This window comes from Streptomyces sp. SudanB5_2050 (assembly GCF_964272335.1).
Classification (GTDB): domain Bacteria; phylum Actinomycetota; class Actinomycetes; order Streptomycetales; family Streptomycetaceae; genus Streptomyces; species Streptomyces rochei.
On record NZ_OZ186760.1, the window covers coordinates 4,866,996 to 4,883,147 of the forward strand.

Below are 16,152 nucleotides of genomic sequence, written 5' to 3' on the forward strand. Positions count from 1 at the left end.
GCGGGGCCGACGGGGAGCGGGGCCGGCGCCCCGCGCGGCGAGGTGCTCGCCGCACAGACGCAGGCCCCGGGCGTCCGTAGCCGCCCCTCCGCGGCCCCCGCTCACCCCCCGATCGAGCGGCGCGCGGCGCGGACGCGGCGGACCACCCGGCGGGCCGTCGCGTTGCGGGGCAGGAAGCCGAGCCGGGCCGGGAGGCCGCCCGGCAGGCCCAGCGCGGTCAGCCGGCGCTTCTTGAAGTACCGCCGGGTGTCCGCGTCCAGGTGGTCGCGCAGGTACTCCTCGGCCGCCGGACGCAGCTCGGGCAGCACCTTCGGCTGCATCGCGAACCCGACGGCCCGCACCAGCGCGGCGAGGGCGGCCACGTCCGTGCCCGGCCGGCCCTCCGCGACGGCCGCGGCGTCGGCCAGGTCGGGCAGCAGCGCGTCCACGATCGTCGCGGGCACGCGGTTGCTGTTCTCGTACGGCGTCAGCCGGTCCAGCAGCGTCTCGGTGCCGGCCCGGGCGACCGGCAGCCCGTACAGCTCCGAGGCGGTGAGCAGCGCCGTGGAGAAGCAGCCGACCACCAGCGCCGGCCGCATCCGCTGGAACAGCACCTCCGCGAGGACGGGCCTGTCCACCACCGTCAGCTCGACGCCGAGCCCGCCGGCCGCCTCCTCCAGGGTGCGGGTGAAACGGGCCGGGGCCGTGGGGTGCGGCTTGAACACCACGCGGGTGTGCCCGAGCGCGGCGACGCCCGTCAGCATCCGCACGTGCAGCCGCTCCTCCTCCTCGGCCGTGAGGACACCGAGCGCCGACAGGTACTGGCCGAGCAGGACCGCGGGTCCCTCCACGTCGGGCAGCCCGGCACCGGTGCCCGCCATCTCGGCCAGCACCTTCGTGAACGCCGCGGCCGGCACGACCTCCCGCGCCACGCCGAACTCCGACAGCAGCAGCGGAGTCAGCCCCGGCACCAGGTCCAGGTGGAGCAGCCGCTCCACCCGCGTGCCGACCAGCGGGGCGAGCTTGGTGCGGGTGGGCCCGTAGCTCATCAGCCCGTCCGCGTAGACGGTCAGCGGCGCGTCCGTGAAGATCTGCGCCACGCCCAGCGCCGGGTGCACCTGGATCGACTCCACGGCCAGCGCCACGTCGTCGTCGCCGAGCCCCCAGGCCAGCCGCAGATGACGCTCCCACAGCGGCACGTCCCCCGGGCGGGGCGACCAGTCGGAGGGGTGGAAGGGGAAGACGGCCTCGTTCCACGACACCACGTCGTCGAACCGTCCCCGCAGCTGCTCGAAGCCCGGCATCGCGTCCACGGCCGGCGTCGTCTCGGGCGTCGCCGCGTTGTTGGAGACCAGCAGGACGCGCCGGTCGGCCGCGTCGAAGCAGCCGGAGTCCAGGGCCGCGGCGAGCGTGGCCGTGCCGTACAGCGTCGAGGCCAGGAAGATCTGCGTGGTCACGCCGCCGCCTCCGCTTCCCGCCGGGCCGCCCCCGCGCGGCGCCGCAGCCGGCGCAGCCGCGTGGCGCGCTCGGCGTCCATCGAGTCCAGCACCTCGTCGAGCGCGTCCTGCGGCATCCGCCCGAGCGCCGCCGCGCTCATCGCCTTCAGCTGCCGGGCCACGGCGGGCTCGAACCTCTCGATCGCACCGAGGTGGTGGGAGATGATCGCGCAGTACGTGCGCACCGCCTTCGGCACCAGCCGCGCGGCGTCCGGGTCCCCGGCCGCCCCCGCCAGGACCTCGTCGAAGGCGCGGACGAAGTCGAGCTGGCGGACGTCACCGATCTGGGTGAGCGAGGACGCGACCCCGCGCCGGTAGAAGACGCCGAGCAGTCCGGTCACGGCGAACGACTCCGCCTCCCGGTGCAGTTTCCAGATCCACGGCCGGTCCTCGGCCGTGCGCAGCCCGTCGGTGAAGTGCAGCAGGCCGCGCTCGGCCAGCCCGCGGCGGTAGACGCCGGCCCACGCGTAGGCGTAGTCGACGGAGGTGGTCCGGTGCGCGGGCAGGATCGCGTCGCGGGGACGCAGCGGGGTGTTGCGGCGGCCGTGCGGCACCCGGTGCAGGGTGCGGGCCCGTCCCGTGCACTGCACGTGGTCGGTGCGCACGAAGTCGACGTCCAGCCGTTCGATCGCGTCCACCAGACGGGCGCAGTGGCCCGGCGCCAGCCAGTCGTCGCCGTCCAGGAAGGTGAGGTACTCGCCGCGCGCCCGGTCGATGCCGGTGTTGCGGGCGGTGGCCAGTCCGCCGTTCCTCTCGTGTATGACCAGCACCGCCCCCGGCAGCTCCCGCTCGGCGCGGGCGAGGAGGTCCACGGTCCCGTCGGTGGAGCAGTCGTCGACGAGAATGAACTCGAAGTCGTCCCGCGCGTTGGCGAGCAGACTCCGCAGGGTGTCTGGTGCGTATTGCCGCACGTTGTAGAACGGCACGATGACGGAGAGCTTGGGCACGTCGCAGACGTTATGCGGCGGTCCGGCATTCGGATTTACCCGCACCTTGAGTCGAGGTGAACGCGGCGTGGCGAAGCAGTGAAGCGAACATTTTTACGGGCGCCGGACGAGCCGATCACCCATTCGGCGATGTGCTGTTCACCATTTGTTGGATTCCGGTTGGGCGGTTCCTAGAAATCGATTCCTAGCGTCTACGGCGTGCCAGCAAGTGCAACGAAGGCCCTGCGAGTCGCCGTCCTGGCGGACTCCGACACCCGGTGGAAATGGGGCGCGCTCACCGCGAGCCGCATCAGTCCCGATCCCGCCGAGTCCCCCGAGGACACGGAGATCCGTCTCGACGGATACCTCCTGCGCGGCCGAGCCACCCCGACCCCCCGCCAGCTGCGGGAAGTCGGCGTCACCGCGGACTCGCTCCGCGAGGTGACCGCCGTCGAGTTCCTGCGCGCCATGGGCGACGCGACCGGCGAGGACTCCTACGACGTCCTCGTCCTCGCCCTGGTGGGCGGCGGCGTCCAGGCGATGCTGCACGGCCTGGGACGCGTCTGGCAGGACCGCGCCGACCGGCCCGTGGTCGTCACCGGCTACGTCGGCGTCGTCTACGAGAAGCTCGCCGACGGCCTGCTGCTGCGCCACGGCGCCGACGTCGTCCTCGCCAACTCCCGCCAGGACGCGGAGCGTTTCCGCGCGGTGTACGAGGGGGTCGGCGCCGACGCCTCCGCGGTGACCGAGGTCGCCCTGCCCTTCCTGGGCGGATCCGCCTACGCCGGTGAGCCCGACGGGGACGACCGCCCGTACACGGTGGTCTTCGCCGCCCAGCCCTCCGTGCCGGACAACCGCAGGGACCGTACGTACCTCCTCGAACGGCTGATCCGGCACGCCCGCCGGCACCCGGAGCGGGAGGTCGTCCTCAAGCTGCGCTCCAAGCCCGGCGAGCACACCACCCACATCGAGGAGCTGCCGTACCAGAAGCTGGTGCAGCGGGCCGACCCGCCGCCCAACTTCCGCCTGGTCTACGGCCACATGGGCGAGGTCCTGGACCGCACCGACCTTCTGGTCACCGTCAGTTCCACGGCGGCCCTGGAGTCCCTGCACCGCCGCATCCCGACGGCCGTACTGACCGACCTCGGTGTGCGCGAGGCGCTCGGCAACCACCACTTCGTCGGCTCCGGCTGCCTCGCCTCCTGGGACCAGCTCGACCAGGGCCACCGCCCGGTGCCGGACACCGAGTGGGTCGCCCGGCAGGGCGTGGCGGCCGAGGGCGGCGCCTACGAGACCGCCTTCGACCGGGCCCGGGAGCGCATCGCCGCCCTGCGCGGCTGTCCCGGCGGTCTGCCCCCGCTCGCCCCGTACTACACCACCGTCACCGCCCCCGGATACCTCCCCGGCATCCTCGCCCGCCACCACCTCGCCCCCGACGGCACCCCGCTGCCGGGCGCCCCCGCCGCCGACCGGGCACCCGGCCCGGTCCGCCAGGTCGTCCGCAGGGCCGCCCGCGGCGCCTACCGCCACGGCGTCCAGCGCGTCGCCCCGGTGATCCGGCGGATGGGGGAGCTGTGAGCACGCCGATATCCGGGGCCCCGGCTCTTCCCCAGACCTCCGCGCCACCGGCGTCCCCTGCCCAAGGAGCAGACCCCATGTCCCACCCGGAAGCGGGCCGAGGCGCTGCGATGCGCCGCGTGCTCGCGGTGATCCCCGCGCGCGGCGGCTCCAAGGGCGTGCCCGCGAAGAACCTTGCCCCCGTCGGCGGTGTCCCGCTGGTGGCCCGCGCGGTGCGCGAGTGCCGGGCCGCCCGTCTCGTGACCGACGTCGTGGTCTCCACCGACGACCAGGCCATCGCCGCCGCCGCCCGCGAGGCCGGCGCCGAGGTCGTGCTGCGGCCCGCCGCCATCGCCGGCGACACCGCCACCTCCGAGGCGGCCGTCCTGCACGCCATGGACTCCCACGAGGCCCTGCACGGCGCCCCCGTGGACGTGGTGCTGCTCGTGCAGTGCACCAGCCCTTTCATCGTCCGCGAGGACATCGACGGGGTGGCCGCGGCGGTCGCCGAGAACGGCGCCGACACCGCGGTCACCGTCGCCCCGTTCCACGGCTTCGTCTGGCGCGACGGCGCCGACGAGGACGGCCCGGAGGCGGGCGGTCACGGCGTCAACCACGACAAGTCCCACCGCCCCCGCCGCCAGGACCGCCCCCAGGACCTGCTGGAGACCGGCGCCGCCTACGCCATGGCCGCCGCCGGCTTCCGGGAGCACCGGCACCGCTTCTTCGGCCGCACCGAACTGGTCCGCACCGACCCGGCCCGCGTCCTGGAGATCGACGACCCGCACGACCTGGCCCGCGCCCGCGCCCTGGCGCCCCTCTTCGACGCCGCCCGGCCCGGCGCCCTGCCGACCGCGGCCGACATCGACGCCGTGGTCCTCGACTTCGACGGCACCCAGACCGACGACCGGGTGCTGATCGACTCCGAGGGACGGGAGTTCGTCTCCGTGCACCGCGGCGACGGACTCGGCATCGCCGCGCTGCGCCGCAGCGGCCTGACGATGCTCATCCTGTCCACGGAACAGAACCCGGTCGTCGCCGCCCGCGCACGCAAGCTCAAGCTCCCCGTGCTGCACGGCATCGACCGCAAGGACCTCGCCCTCAAGCAGTGGTGCGAGGAACAGGGCATCGCGCCCGAACGCGTGCTCTACGTCGGCAACGACGTCAACGACCTCCCGTGCTTCGCCCTCGTCGGCTGGCCCGTGGCGGTCGCCAGTGCCCACGACGTCGTACGCGGCGCGGCCCGCGCGGTCACCACCGTCCCCGGCGGTGACGGCGCCATCCGGGAGATCGCGAGCTGGATCCTCGGCCCCTCACTCGACGTACCCGACTTCCCCGACGTACCCGTCTCCCTCGAATCCCCCACGATCACCCAGCCCGAGTAAGGAAATCCCCGCCATGAGCACCAACTCCCGCATCCGCACCTTCGGTACGCGCGAGGCCGGCCCCGGCCGCCCCGTCTACATCACCGGCGAGATCGGCATCAACCACAACGGCGACCTCGAGAACGCCTTCAAGCTGATCGACGTGGCCGCCGAGGCCGGCTGCGACGCCGTCAAGTTCCAGAAGCGCACCCCGGAGATCTGCACCCCGCGCGACCAGTGGGACATCGAGCGCGACACCCCGTGGGGCCGGATGACGTACATCGACTACCGCCACCGCGTGGAGTTCGGCGAGGACGAGTACCGGCAGATCGACGAGTACTGCAAGTCGAAGAACATCGACTGGTTCGCCTCCCCGTGGGACACCGAGGCCGTCGCCTTCCTGGAGAAGTTCGACGTCCCCGCCCACAAGGTCGCCTCCGCCTCGCTCACCGACGACGAGCTGCTGCGCGCCCTGCGCGCCACCGGCCGCACGATCATCCTCTCCACCGGCATGTCCACCCCGAAGCAGATCCGCCACGCGGTCGAGGTCCTGGGCAGCGACAACATCCTCATGTGCCACGCCACCTCGACCTACCCGGCGCAGGCCGAGGAGCTGAACCTGCGCGTCATCAACACCCTCCAGCAGGAGTACCCGAACGTCCCGATCGGCTACTCCGGCCACGAGACCGGCCTGCAGACCACGCTCGCCGCCGTCGCCCTCGGCGCCACCTTCGTCGAGCGCCACATCACCCTCGACCGCGCCATGTGGGGCTCCGACCAGGCCGCCTCCGTCGAGCCGCAGGGCCTGACCCGCCTGGTCCGCGACATCCGCACCATCGAGGCGTCCCTCGGCGACGGCGTCAAGAAGGTCTACGACTCCGAGCTGGGCCCGATGAAGAAGCTGCGCCGCGTCCCCGGTGTCGTCGCCGAGGCCGAGATCGCCGCCGCCGCGGGCGAGCCGGTCACCGTCTGACCACCCGGCCCGACACCCCACCACGCCCTCACCACGGGACGGTCCCACACCGATGAGCCCCCGCGCCGGGAACGCCGGCCCCCGCACTCTCGCCTTCGTCGAGAGCCCGGTACAACTGCTGAACGTGCTGGAGTGGGCGCACACCCGCGCACCCGGCGCGGAGCTCACCCTCGTGGTCCTGTCCCCGGTCGATCCCATGACCCGGGGCCAGCTCCGCCGGATGGCGGAACTGGCCCGGCGGGAAGGGCACGAGATCCGCTGGGAGGAGGCGCGCGGCGGTGCCACCGCCCCCTTCCGCACGGTGGGCGGCCTGGCCTCCGCGCTGCGCCAGGCCGACCGGATCGTCATGGGCGACCCGTTCTCCCGCTACGTCCAACTGCTCCTGACCATCACCCGCGCCCACGACCTCGTCGTCGTCGACGACGGCACGGCCACGATGGAGTTCGTCACCCAACTGGCGCACGGCGAGCGCCTGGTCCGCTGGCACCGCAAGGGCAGCCGCCCCGGCCCCCGCGACCTGCTCTTCGCCCCCGTCTCCCGCTCCGCCCGCCACCGCCTGACCCCGACCCCCGACCGCCAGGTCTCCGTCTTCTCCTCGATGCCGATCGAGGACATCCCCGACGGCGTCACCGTCACCGCCAACGACTTCGCCTGGACCCGCGCCCGCTTCGGCCCGCCCCGCATCACCAAGGGCGCCGACATGGTCGGCACGTCGCTGGTGGAGACCGGTGTCGTGGACGCCGACCGCTACCTGGACGCCGTACGCGCCCTGGCGAGGGCCCACGGCGCGGCCCGCTACTTCGCCCACCGCCGCGAGAGCGCCGAGAAGCTCCACCGGCTGGCCGTGGAGACCGGCCTGGAGATCGTCCGCCCCGACCTCCCCCTGGAACTGATCGCCCGCCGCGGCCCGATCGGCCGCACCGTCCTCAGCTTCCCCTCCACGGTCGTCCACACCCTCCCGCTCGCCCTGGCCGGCACCGAGGTCCGCGTCGCCGTCTGCGACATCGACCCCGCCTGGCTCACCCAGCACGCCTCCCCCCGGGCCCGCGGCTTCCTGAACGGCGTGACGGGCTCGGCCCGCGACGTGCACCGCCTGTCGGCGGTGGCACCCGCCGGGTAGCACCGCCTGTCGGCGGAGGCACCCGCCGGGTAGCCGGTCCCGGCCGGGCCACCGGGGACGCTTCCCGGCACGTCACGCGGACAGCCCCGGCGTGGTCCGGCCGTACCGTGGTATGCGTGAAGGAAGCAAGTGAACAGGAAAGACGGAACCGGGTGCCGAGGCCAAAAGACGGGTGAGTGTACCCACCCCCGTTGAGAGCCATGCGCCGTGCGGCCAACTTTTCTTCCCCTGACGGGCTGAACTTTTGTTGATCGTGGGACAGTTGACCGCCCCGGCGTCCTACCCTTCAGAGGGTGAAGCAACTGATGTCCCTGTCCCGAGAGACCGAGGCCGACCCGTCCGGGGAAGCGGTGCTGCCCGGCACCCTGCCGGAGGCGCTCCGCGCCGAGCTGGTCGCCTTCCGCCGTGACCTGCACATGCACCCCGAGCTGGGCAACCAGGAGTTCCGCACCACCGCCGCGATCAAGGAACGGCTCGAGCGGGCCGGTCTCAAGCCGCGGGTGCTCCCCGTCGGGACCGGGCTCGTCTGCGACATCGGCACCAACACCGAGTCGGGCCGGTGGACCGGCGGCCCCCGCATGCTCGCCCTGCGGGCCGACATCGACGCCCTGCCCATCCCGGACACCAAGAGCGAGTGCGCGTACCGCTCGCGCGTGCCCGACCGCGCCCACGCCTGCGGCCACGACGTGCACACCACCGTCGTCCTCGGCACCGGGCTGGTGCTCGCCGCGCTGCACGAGCAGGGCCTGCTGCCCCGGCCCGTGCGCCTGGTCTTCCAGCCGGCCGAGGAGGTGCTGCCCGGCGGCGCCGCCGACGCCATCGAGGGCGGCGCGCTCGACGGGGTGCGCCGCATCCTCGCGGTGCACTGCGACCCCCGGGTGGACGCCGGCAGGATCGGCCTCAGGGTCGGCCCCATCACCTCCGCCTGCGACCGGCTGGAGATCTCCCTCGACGGCCCCGGCGGCCACACCGCCCGCCCGCATCTCACCACCGACCTCGTCACAGCCGCCGCCCGGGTCGTCACCGACGTGCCCCCGCTCGTCGCCCGGCGCGTGGACAGCCGCAGCGGCCTCGCCCTGACCTGGGGACGGATCGAGTCCGGCCACGCCCCGAACGTCATCCCGCAGCACGCCGAACTCGCCGGCACCGTGCGCTGCCTCGACCTCGACGCCTGGCGCCAGGCCCCCGACCTGGTGGTCGGCGCCATCGACGAGATCGCCAACCTCTACCGCGCCAAGTCCGAGATCACCTACGTCCGCGGTGTGCCCCCGGTCGTCAACGAGGTCACCAGCACCGAGCTGCTCCAGGCCGCCATGGTCGCCCGGCGCGGCACGGACTCCGTGGAGAGCACCGAGCAGAGCCTCGGCGGCGAGGACTTCTCCTGGTACCTGGAGCACGTGCCCGGCGCCATGGCCCGCCTCGGCGTCCGCCCGCCCGGCGAGCGCGTCATCCGCGACCTGCACCAGGGCGACTTCGACGTGGACGAGCACGCCATCACCGTCGGCGTGGAGATGTTCACCGCGGCGGCGCTGATCGACGCCGTGCAGTGACCGGCGGCGGCGCCCCCGGCCCGCCCGGGTTGCGGCCCCGTCGGGCCGGGGGCAGCCTGATGCACAAGCGCACGAGCTCGCGCGGCATGCCCGGACACACCGTTCGCTCCCGTTCGTTCCGGTCGTTCACAGGGCCGTAACCGGCCAGCGGCACGAATGGATAACGGCGCTGCGGAACCCCGTTCCCAGGAGTTTCTACGCGCGTTAATGTGCGCCGAACCGAGCACCCGCTGCGGGGCTTTGGAGAATGGGGAACTTCAGATGCGTCGGATATCGAGACTGACCCGCGTCGCGGTGGGGGTCGCGTCGCTCGCACTCGCCGCCACGGCCTGCGGCGGCACCAGCAGCGAAAGCAACAGCGGTGACGAGGGCGGCAAGGACGACAAGGGCCTCGCCATCGCCTACGACATCGGCGGCAAGGGCGACCAGTCCTTCAACGACGCCGCCTACGCGGGCCTGGAGCGGGCCCAGAAGGAGTTCGGCTACAAGACCGCCGACATCGAGCCCACCGAGGGCGAGACCGACGCCGACAAGGAGCAGCGCCTCGCCTCGCTCGCGAAGCAGGGCTACAACCCGGTCATCGGCGTCGGCTTCGCCTACGGGCCCGCCATGAAGGCCATCGCCGAGAAGTACCCGGACACCACCTTCGGCATCGTGGACTCCGTGGTCGAGGGCAAGAACGTCGCGTCCCTCGTCTTCGCCGAGAACGAGGCGTCCTACCTCGCGGGCGTGGCCGCGGCCAAGGCCACCAAGACCGACGTGGTCGGTTTCGTCGGCGGTGTCGACGTCCCGCTGATCCACAAGTTCGAGGCCGGCTACGAGCAGGGCGTCAAGGACACCAACCCCAAGGTCAAGGTCGTCTCGCAGTACCTGACGCAGACCGCCGAGGAGGGCGGCTTCTCCAGCCCGGACAAGGGCCGCGCCGCCGCCGAGGGCCAGATCGAGAAGAAGGCCGACGTCGTCTACCAGGCCGCCGGCCTCTCCGGCCAGGGCGTCATCGAGGCCGCCGCCAAGGCGAAGGTCTGGGCGATCGGCGTCGACTCCGACCAGTACGAGCAGGAAGCCCTGGCGGCGTACAAGGACTACATCCTGACCTCCGCCCTGAAGGACATCGACGGCGCGGTGTACGCGCTGGCGAAGTCGGTCGAGGACGGCAAGCCGCTGAGCGGTGTCCAGACCTTCGACCTGAAGTCGGACGGCGTGGGCCTGTCGGACGCCAACCCGAAGTACGCCGAGGTCCCGGGCCTGACGGACGCCGTGGCCAAGGCCAAGGAGGGCATCATCTCCGGCTCCATCAAGGTCCGGACGGAGTAGCCCCGCACGGCGGTGCGCGGAACCACCGGAAGCGGGCGGGCGTCCTCGGGGCGCCCGCCCGCTTCCGCGTGCCGGCGTCACCCTCCGCCACCCCCCGTTTGCATCCGGCAAGCCTCCGGCCCCCGTCCGCGCCCCCTTGCTCACGGGCGGATAACAAGAAGGACAGAAGGGGTTTTCAGGCAGGTCTACGCGCGTTAATCTGCGGCGAAGCCAGCGCCGTAGCCGAACCGTCCCCGGCGCTTGTACGACAGGAGCACCAGACATGCGCCGGATTTCCCGGATCACGGTCGCAGGCGCAGCGACCGCCTCCCTGGCCCTCGCCCTCTCCGCCTGCGGCGGCACCTCGACCTCCTCCGGGTCGGAGTCCAAGGGCGACAAGGGTCTCGCCATCGCCTACGACGTCGGCGGCAAGGGCGACCAGTCCTTCAACGACGCCGCGTACGCGGGCCTGGAGCAGGCGAAGAAGGAGTTCGGCTACGAGACCGCCGACGTCGAGCCCACCGACGGCGAGACCGACGCCGACAAGGAGCAGCGCCTGGTCTCGCTGGCCAAGCAGGGCTACAACCCGGTCGTCGGCGTCGGCTACGCGTACGCCGCCGCGCTGAAGAGCGCCGCCGAGAAGTACCCGGACACCACCTTCGGCATCGTGGACGACGCCACGATCGAGGCGAAGAACGTGGCCGACCTCGTCTTCAACGAGGAGCAGGCCTCCTACCTCGCCGGTGTCGCCGCGGCCAAGAGCACCAAGACCAACACGGTCGGCTTCGTGGGCGGCGTGGACATCCCGCTGATCCACAAGTTCCAGGCCGGCTACGAGCAGGGCGTCAAGGACACCAACCCCAAGGTCAAGGTCGTCTCGCAGTACCTGACGCAGACCGCGGAGGAGGGCGGCTTCTCCAGCCCCGACAAGGGCAAGACCGCCGCCGAGGGCCAGATCGAGAAGAAGGCCGACGTCGTCTACGCGGCCGCCGGTCTCTCCGGTCAGGGCGTCATCGAGGCCGCCGCCGCCAACAAGGTGTGGGCGATCGGCGTCGACTCCGACCAGTACAAGCAGGAAGCCCTCGCGAAGTACAAGGACTGGATCCTGACTTCGGCCACCAAGGACGTCGCCAAGGCGGTCTACAACCTGGCGAAGTCGGTCGAGGACGGCAAGCCCGAGACCGGTATCGTTCGGGGCGATCTGAAGTCCGGCGAGGTCGGCCTCTCGAACTCCAACCCGAAGTTCGCGGACAACGCCGAACTCCAGGAAGCCATCAAGACGGCCAAGGAGAAGATCGTCAGCGGCGAGATCAAGGTCAAGAGCAGCTGATCACCAGCAGTACCTCGAACAGCGTGTAACCGCGGTGGTCGCACCGCTCGACGGGGTACGGGGAGGGCGCCCCCAGGCCCCTCCCCGTACCCCGTCGTGTCGATGTGCCGCCGCCGCTTTTAGATGCCGTAGGGGCGCTACGCGCGTAGACGGCCCCCGTCCCCAGGAGAGTGCGCCATCAACGCGTCCAGCAGCCCTCCGGCCAAAGCGGCGGTCAACGAATCGGTGACCGCCGTCGAGCTCGCCGGGATCACCAAGCGGTTCCCCGGTGTCGTGGCCAACCACGACATCCACCTCACCGTCCGCAAGGGCACCGTCCACGCCCTCGTCGGCGAGAACGGCGCCGGCAAGTCGACCCTGATGAAGATCCTCTACGGCATGCAGAAGCCGGACGAGGGCACGATCACGATCGACGGCGAGGAGGTGAGCTTCTCCTCGCCCGCCGACGCCATCGTGCGCGGCATCGGCATGGTCCACCAGCACTTCATGCTCGCCGACAACCTCACGGTCCTGGAGAACGTGGTCCTCGGCAGCGAGAAGCTGTACGGCATCGGCGCCAAGGCCCGCCGCCGGATCAAGGAGATCTCCGAGCGCTACGGCCTCGGCGTCGAGCCCGACCGCCTGGTCGAGGAGTTGGGCGTCGCCGCCCGCCAGCGCGTGGAGATCCTCAAGGTCCTCTACCGCGGCGCCCGCACGCTGATCCTCGACGAGCCCACCGCCGTCCTGGTCCCGCAGGAGGTCGACGCCCTCTTCGACAACCTGCGCGAGCTGAAGGCCGAGGGCCTGTCCGTCATCTTCATCTCCCACAAGCTGGGCGAGGTCCTCTCCGTCGCCGACGACATCACCGTCATCCGGCGCGGCACCACGGTCGGCACCGCCGTCCCGTCCGAGACCACCCCGCGCCAGCTCGCCGAGCTGATGGTCGGCAGCGAGCTGCCCACCCCGGAGACCGCCGAGTCCACGGTCACCGACCGCGCCGTCCTCTCCGTCGACAAGCTGCGACTGGCGGCCCCCGGCGGCAAGGCGCTCCTCGACGACATCTCCTTCACCATCCACGCCGGCGAGGTGCTGGGCATCGCCGGCGTCGAGGGCAACGGCCAGACCGAGCTGGTCGACGCGCTCATCGGTCTGCGCCACGCCGACTCCGGCACCATCCGCTTCCTCGACGAGGACATCACCGCGCTGCCCACCCGCAAGCGCCGCGAGCAGGGTGTCGGCTACATCCCCGAGGACCGCCACCGCCACGGACTGCTCCTGGAGGCACCCCTCTGGGAGAACCGCATTCTCGGCCACGTCACCGAGAAGCCCAACAGCAAGGGCGTCTGGCTGGACCCGAAGGGCTCCCAGGAGGACACCCGCCGCATCGTCGAGACGTACGACGTCCGCACCCCCGGCATCGACGTCACCGCCGCCTCCCTGTCCGGCGGCAACCAGCAGAAGCTGATCGTCGGCCGCGAGATGAGCCACAAGCCGCGCTTCCTCATCGCCGCCCACCCCACCCGCGGTGTGGACGTCGGCGCGCAGGCCGCGATCTGGGACCACATCCGCGAGGCCCGCCGCGAGGGCCTGGCCGTCCTCCTGATCTCCGCCGACCTGGACGAGCTGATCGGCCTGTCCGACACCCTCCGCGTGATCTACGACGGCAAGCTGGTCGCGGACGCCGACCCGGCCACCATCACCCCCGAGGAGCTGGGCTCGGCGATGACCGGCGCCGCCTCCGGACACCTCGAACACGAAGAGACCCCGGCCGACGGCGGCCCGGGCGCGGAAGACGAGGCCCGCTGATGAAGAAGTTCGACAAGGAGCGCGTGCTCCTCGCGGTGGCCGGACCGGTCATCGCGCTCGCCGTGGCCTTCGTGCTCAGCGCGATCGTCCTGATCGCCTCGGGCAAGAACCCGGTCGAACCGTTCGCCCTGATGTTCGAGCAGGCCGGGTTCTCCGACATCCAGGTCCTGATCATCAACCAGGCGTCGATGTACTACATCGCGGCCCTGGCGGTGGCCATCGGCTTCCGGATGAACCTGTTCAACATCGGTGTCGACGGCCAGTACCAGTTCGCCGCCATGATGGCCGCGATCGTCGGCGCCCACGCGAACCTCCCCGCCTTCCTCCAGATCCCGCTGCTCCTGCTGACCGCCGTCCTCACCGGCGCCTTCTGGTCCGGCATCGCCGGCGTCCTCAAGGTCACCCGGGGCGTCAGCGAGGTCGTCGCGACGATCATGCTGAACGCCATCGCGACCTCCGTCATCGGCTACCTGTGGCTGCCCGACGTCTTCGGCGTCAAGATCGGCAACAACAACACCACCGGTGAGATGCACGAGTCCGGCTGGATCCCCGGCATCGACATGGGGGCCGCCGGCGAGATCTACGGACTGGTCATCCTCGCCGTCCTTCTCGGCATCGGCTACTGGGTCGTCCTCAACCGCACCCGCTTCGGCTTCGACCTGCGCGCCTCCGGCGCCTCCGAGTCGGCCGCCGCGGCCAGCGGTGTCGACCCCAAGCGCATGGTCCTGACCGCCATGCTGATCTCCGGCGGCCTCGCCGGTCTCGCGGGCCTGCCGATCCTCCTCGGCGACACCCACACCTACAGCCTCAACTTCCCCACCGGCATCGGCTTCCTCGGCATCGGCATCGCCCTGCTCGGCCGCAACAGCCCCGTCGGCATCGCCTTCGCCGCCCTGCTGTGGGCCTGGCTCGACAAGGCCAGCCCCGAGCTGGACTTCCACGGCTACGACAAGGAGATCGCGGTCATCATGCAGGGCCTGATCGTCCTCTCGGTCGTCGTCTCCTACGAGGCCGTCCGCGAGTGGGGCCTGCGCCGCCAGCAGCGCCGCGTCGGCGCGGAGCTGGCCGCCGGTCACGTCCTCGGCGCCACCGACAACACCAAGAAGGAGGTGGCTGGCCGATGACCACCGCAACCGACCTCAACCAGCCCACGCTGGAGCACGGGGCCCCGGCCGGCCGCCGGATCTCGCTGCCCGTCCTGCTGCTGATCATCGCCGGTGCCCTGGCACTGACCTCCATCGTCCGCCTGATCACCGGCGCCAACGGCATCACCAACGTCAGCCAGATGTCCACGGCGCTGCAGCTCGCCGTGCCGATCGGTCTCGCCGGTCTCGGCGGTCTGTGGGCCGAGCGCGCGGGCGTCGTCAACATCGGCCTCGAGGGCATGATGATCCTCGGCACCTGGTTCGGTGCCTGGGCCGGCTTCCAGTGGGGCCCGTGGACCGGCGTCCTGGTCGGCATCGTCGGCGGCTGCCTCGGCGGCCTGCTGCACGCCATCGTGACGATCACCTTCAACGTCAACCACATCGTCTCCGGCGTGGCCATCAACATCCTCGCCCTCGGCGCTACCCGCTACCTGGCCCCGCTCGCCTTCGAGGGCCACCAGGGCGGCTCCGCCAAGCAGTCCCCGCCGGTCGACTCGCTGGGCCACTTCTCGGTGCCGGGCCTCTCCGACGGCCTGAAGAGCCTCAACGACCAGCACTGGTTCTTCGTCTCCGACATCGCGGGCCTGCTCGGCGGCCTGGTCACCCACGTGTCCTGGCTGACCCTGATCGCCGTCGCGCTGATCCCGGCCAGCTGGTACATCCTGTGGCGCACCCCGTTCGGCCTCCGCCTGCGCTCCTGCGGCGAGAACCCGGTCGCCGCCGAGTCCCTCGGCGTCAACGTCTACAAGTACAAGTACCTCGCCGTGATCATCTCCGGCGGCCTGGCCGGCCTCGGCGGCGTCTTCCTCTCCATCGTGGCCAACCCCTTCTACCTGGAGGGCCAGACCAGCGGCCGCGGCTACATCGGCCTCGCGGCCATGATCTTCGGCAACTGGATGCCGGGCGGCCTCGCCGTCGGCGCCGGCCTCTTCGGCTACACCGACAGCCTCAACCTGCGCGGCGGCTCCGCCAACGTGCACGCCCTGCTGCTGCTCGGCGCGCTGCTGCTGATCGCCGGCGCCATCTGGCTGGCGATCCGCAAGAAGTACGTCAAGGCCGCGATCACGGCCCTCGTCGGCGCCCTGGTCTTCGCCTGGTACGCCGGCACCGACGACGTCCCCAACCAGGTCGTCTCCGCCACGCCGTACGTCGTCACCCTCGTCGTCCTCGCGCTGTCCGCCCAGCGGTTGCGGATGCCGAAGGCGAACGGCATGCAGTACCGGAAGGGACAGGGCAAGTGACGGACGTCGACTGGGGCGCGCTGCGCACCGCGGCCCGCGAGGCGATGGCCCGGGCCTACGCCCCGTACTCCGGGTACGCCGTCGGCGCCGCCGCCCTGGTCGACGACGGGCGCACCGTCACCGGCTGCAACGTCGAGAACGCCAGCTACGGCATCGGCCTGTGCGCCGAGTGCGGGCTCGTCTCCCAGCTCCAGCTGACCGGCGGCGGCCGGCTGACGCACTTCGTCTGCGTCGACGGCCACGGGGCGGTCCTCGTCCCGTGCGGCCGCTGCCGGCAGCTGCTGTACGAGTTCGGCGGCCCGGAGCTGCTGCTGGAGACGCCGGAGGGGATCCTCCCGTTGTCCCGGATGCTCCCGCAGGCCTTCGGCCCCGACCACCTCACCAAGTAACCCC

Annotated in this window: 13 protein-coding genes; 11 read left to right on the plus strand and 2 right to left on the minus strand. The window is 71.8% G+C overall.

The window, feature by feature from the left end:
• Positions 1 to 101: 101 nt before the first annotated feature.
• The gene (locus tag ACFZP7_RS21835; protein ID WP_031022152.1) at positions 102 to 1,436 is read right to left on the minus strand and encodes a polysialyltransferase family glycosyltransferase; all 1,335 of its coding nucleotides are present in this window, start codon (positions 1,434 to 1,436) and stop codon (positions 102 to 104) included.
• The gene (locus ACFZP7_RS21840) at positions 1,433 to 2,422 is read right to left on the minus strand and encodes a glycosyltransferase family 2 protein (protein WP_019330072.1); all 990 of its coding nucleotides are present in this window, start codon (positions 2,420 to 2,422) and stop codon (positions 1,433 to 1,435) included. The genes ACFZP7_RS21835 and ACFZP7_RS21840 overlap by 4 nt, the downstream gene beginning before the upstream one ends.
• A gap of 198 nt (positions 2,423 to 2,620) precedes the next feature.
• Here ACFZP7_RS21840 and ACFZP7_RS21845 point away from each other — a divergent pair, with 198 nt between their 5' ends.
• From ACFZP7_RS21845 to ACFZP7_RS21895, 11 genes are all read left to right on the plus strand, one after another.
• Positions 2,621 to 3,979 (plus strand): DUF6716 putative glycosyltransferase, encoded by a 1,359-nt coding sequence (locus ACFZP7_RS21845; protein ID WP_385635318.1) that lies wholly within the window; start codon positions 2,621 to 2,623, stop codon positions 3,977 to 3,979.
• Between the two features lie 77 nt (positions 3,980 to 4,056).
• Positions 4,057 to 5,343 carry an N-acylneuraminate cytidylyltransferase gene (locus ACFZP7_RS21850; RefSeq protein WP_136236084.1) on the plus strand — a complete coding sequence of 429 codons (1,287 nt, stop codon included), beginning with the start codon at positions 4,057 to 4,059 and terminating at the stop codon, positions 5,341 to 5,343.
• A 13-nt stretch (positions 5,344 to 5,356) separates the two neighbouring features.
• Positions 5,357 to 6,295, plus strand: a complete 939-nt coding sequence (locus tag ACFZP7_RS21855) for an N-acetylneuraminate synthase family protein (RefSeq protein WP_019330075.1) — start codon at positions 5,357 to 5,359, stop codon at positions 6,293 to 6,295.
• Positions 6,296 to 6,347: 52 nt separating this feature from the next.
• Positions 6,348 to 7,415 (plus strand): hypothetical protein, encoded by a 1,068-nt coding sequence (locus ACFZP7_RS21860; protein ID WP_385635320.1) that lies wholly within the window; start codon positions 6,348 to 6,350, stop codon positions 7,413 to 7,415.
• Between the two features lie 305 nt (positions 7,416 to 7,720).
• Positions 7,721 to 8,965, plus strand: coding sequence for a M20 family metallopeptidase (locus tag ACFZP7_RS21865; RefSeq protein WP_019330077.1), 1,245 nt, complete (start codon positions 7,721 to 7,723; stop codon positions 8,963 to 8,965).
• Between the two features lie 261 nt (positions 8,966 to 9,226).
• Positions 9,227 to 10,279, plus strand: coding sequence for a BMP family protein (locus ACFZP7_RS21870; RefSeq protein ID WP_210903323.1), 1,053 nt, complete (start codon positions 9,227 to 9,229; stop codon positions 10,277 to 10,279).
• Positions 10,280 to 10,541: 262 nt separating this feature from the next.
• The gene (locus ACFZP7_RS21875) at positions 10,542 to 11,588 is read left to right on the plus strand and encodes a BMP family protein (protein WP_031022146.1); all 1,047 of its coding nucleotides are present in this window, start codon (positions 10,542 to 10,544) and stop codon (positions 11,586 to 11,588) included.
• Between the two features lie 225 nt (positions 11,589 to 11,813).
• The gene (locus tag ACFZP7_RS21880) at positions 11,814 to 13,373 is read left to right on the plus strand and encodes an ABC transporter ATP-binding protein (RefSeq protein WP_019330080.1); all 1,560 of its coding nucleotides are present in this window, start codon (positions 11,814 to 11,816) and stop codon (positions 13,371 to 13,373) included.
• Positions 13,373 to 14,497: an ABC transporter permease gene (locus ACFZP7_RS21885; RefSeq protein ID WP_385635322.1), complete on the plus strand. Its 1,125-nt coding sequence runs from the start codon at positions 13,373 to 13,375 to the stop codon at positions 14,495 to 14,497. The genes ACFZP7_RS21880 and ACFZP7_RS21885 overlap by 1 nt, the downstream gene beginning before the upstream one ends.
• Positions 14,494 to 15,759 (plus strand): ABC transporter permease, encoded by a 1,266-nt coding sequence (locus ACFZP7_RS21890; RefSeq protein ID WP_019330082.1) that lies wholly within the window; start codon positions 14,494 to 14,496, stop codon positions 15,757 to 15,759. Before ACFZP7_RS21885 ends, ACFZP7_RS21890 begins: the two co-directional genes overlap by 4 nt.
• Positions 15,756 to 16,148 (plus strand): cytidine deaminase, encoded by a 393-nt coding sequence (locus ACFZP7_RS21895; RefSeq protein ID WP_019330083.1) that lies wholly within the window; start codon positions 15,756 to 15,758, stop codon positions 16,146 to 16,148. The genes ACFZP7_RS21890 and ACFZP7_RS21895 overlap by 4 nt, the downstream gene beginning before the upstream one ends.
• Positions 16,149 to 16,152: the final 4 nt, after the last annotated feature.

Bases quoted from the DNA above. Each gene is read 5' to 3' on its own strand.
- ACFZP7_RS21850 (WP_136236084.1), top strand. From the start codon at position 4,057: ATGTCCCACCCGGAAGCGGGCCGAGGCGCTGCGATGCGCCGCGTGCTC.
- ACFZP7_RS21885 (WP_385635322.1), top strand. From the start codon at position 13,373: ATGAAGAAGTTCGACAAGGAGCGCGTGCTCCTCGCGGTGGCCGGACCG.
- ACFZP7_RS21865 (WP_019330077.1), top strand. From the start codon at position 7,721: ATGTCCCTGTCCCGAGAGACCGAGGCCGACCCGTCCGGGGAAGCGGTG.
- ACFZP7_RS21875 (WP_031022146.1), top strand. From the start codon at position 10,542: ATGCGCCGGATTTCCCGGATCACGGTCGCAGGCGCAGCGACCGCCTCC.
- ACFZP7_RS21860 (WP_385635320.1), top strand. From the start codon at position 6,348: ATGAGCCCCCGCGCCGGGAACGCCGGCCCCCGCACTCTCGCCTTCGTC.
- ACFZP7_RS21870 (WP_210903323.1), top strand. From the start codon at position 9,227: ATGCGTCGGATATCGAGACTGACCCGCGTCGCGGTGGGGGTCGCGTCG.
- ACFZP7_RS21890 (WP_019330082.1), top strand. From the start codon at position 14,494: ATGACCACCGCAACCGACCTCAACCAGCCCACGCTGGAGCACGGGGCC.
- ACFZP7_RS21855 (WP_019330075.1), top strand. From the start codon at position 5,357: ATGAGCACCAACTCCCGCATCCGCACCTTCGGTACGCGCGAGGCCGGC.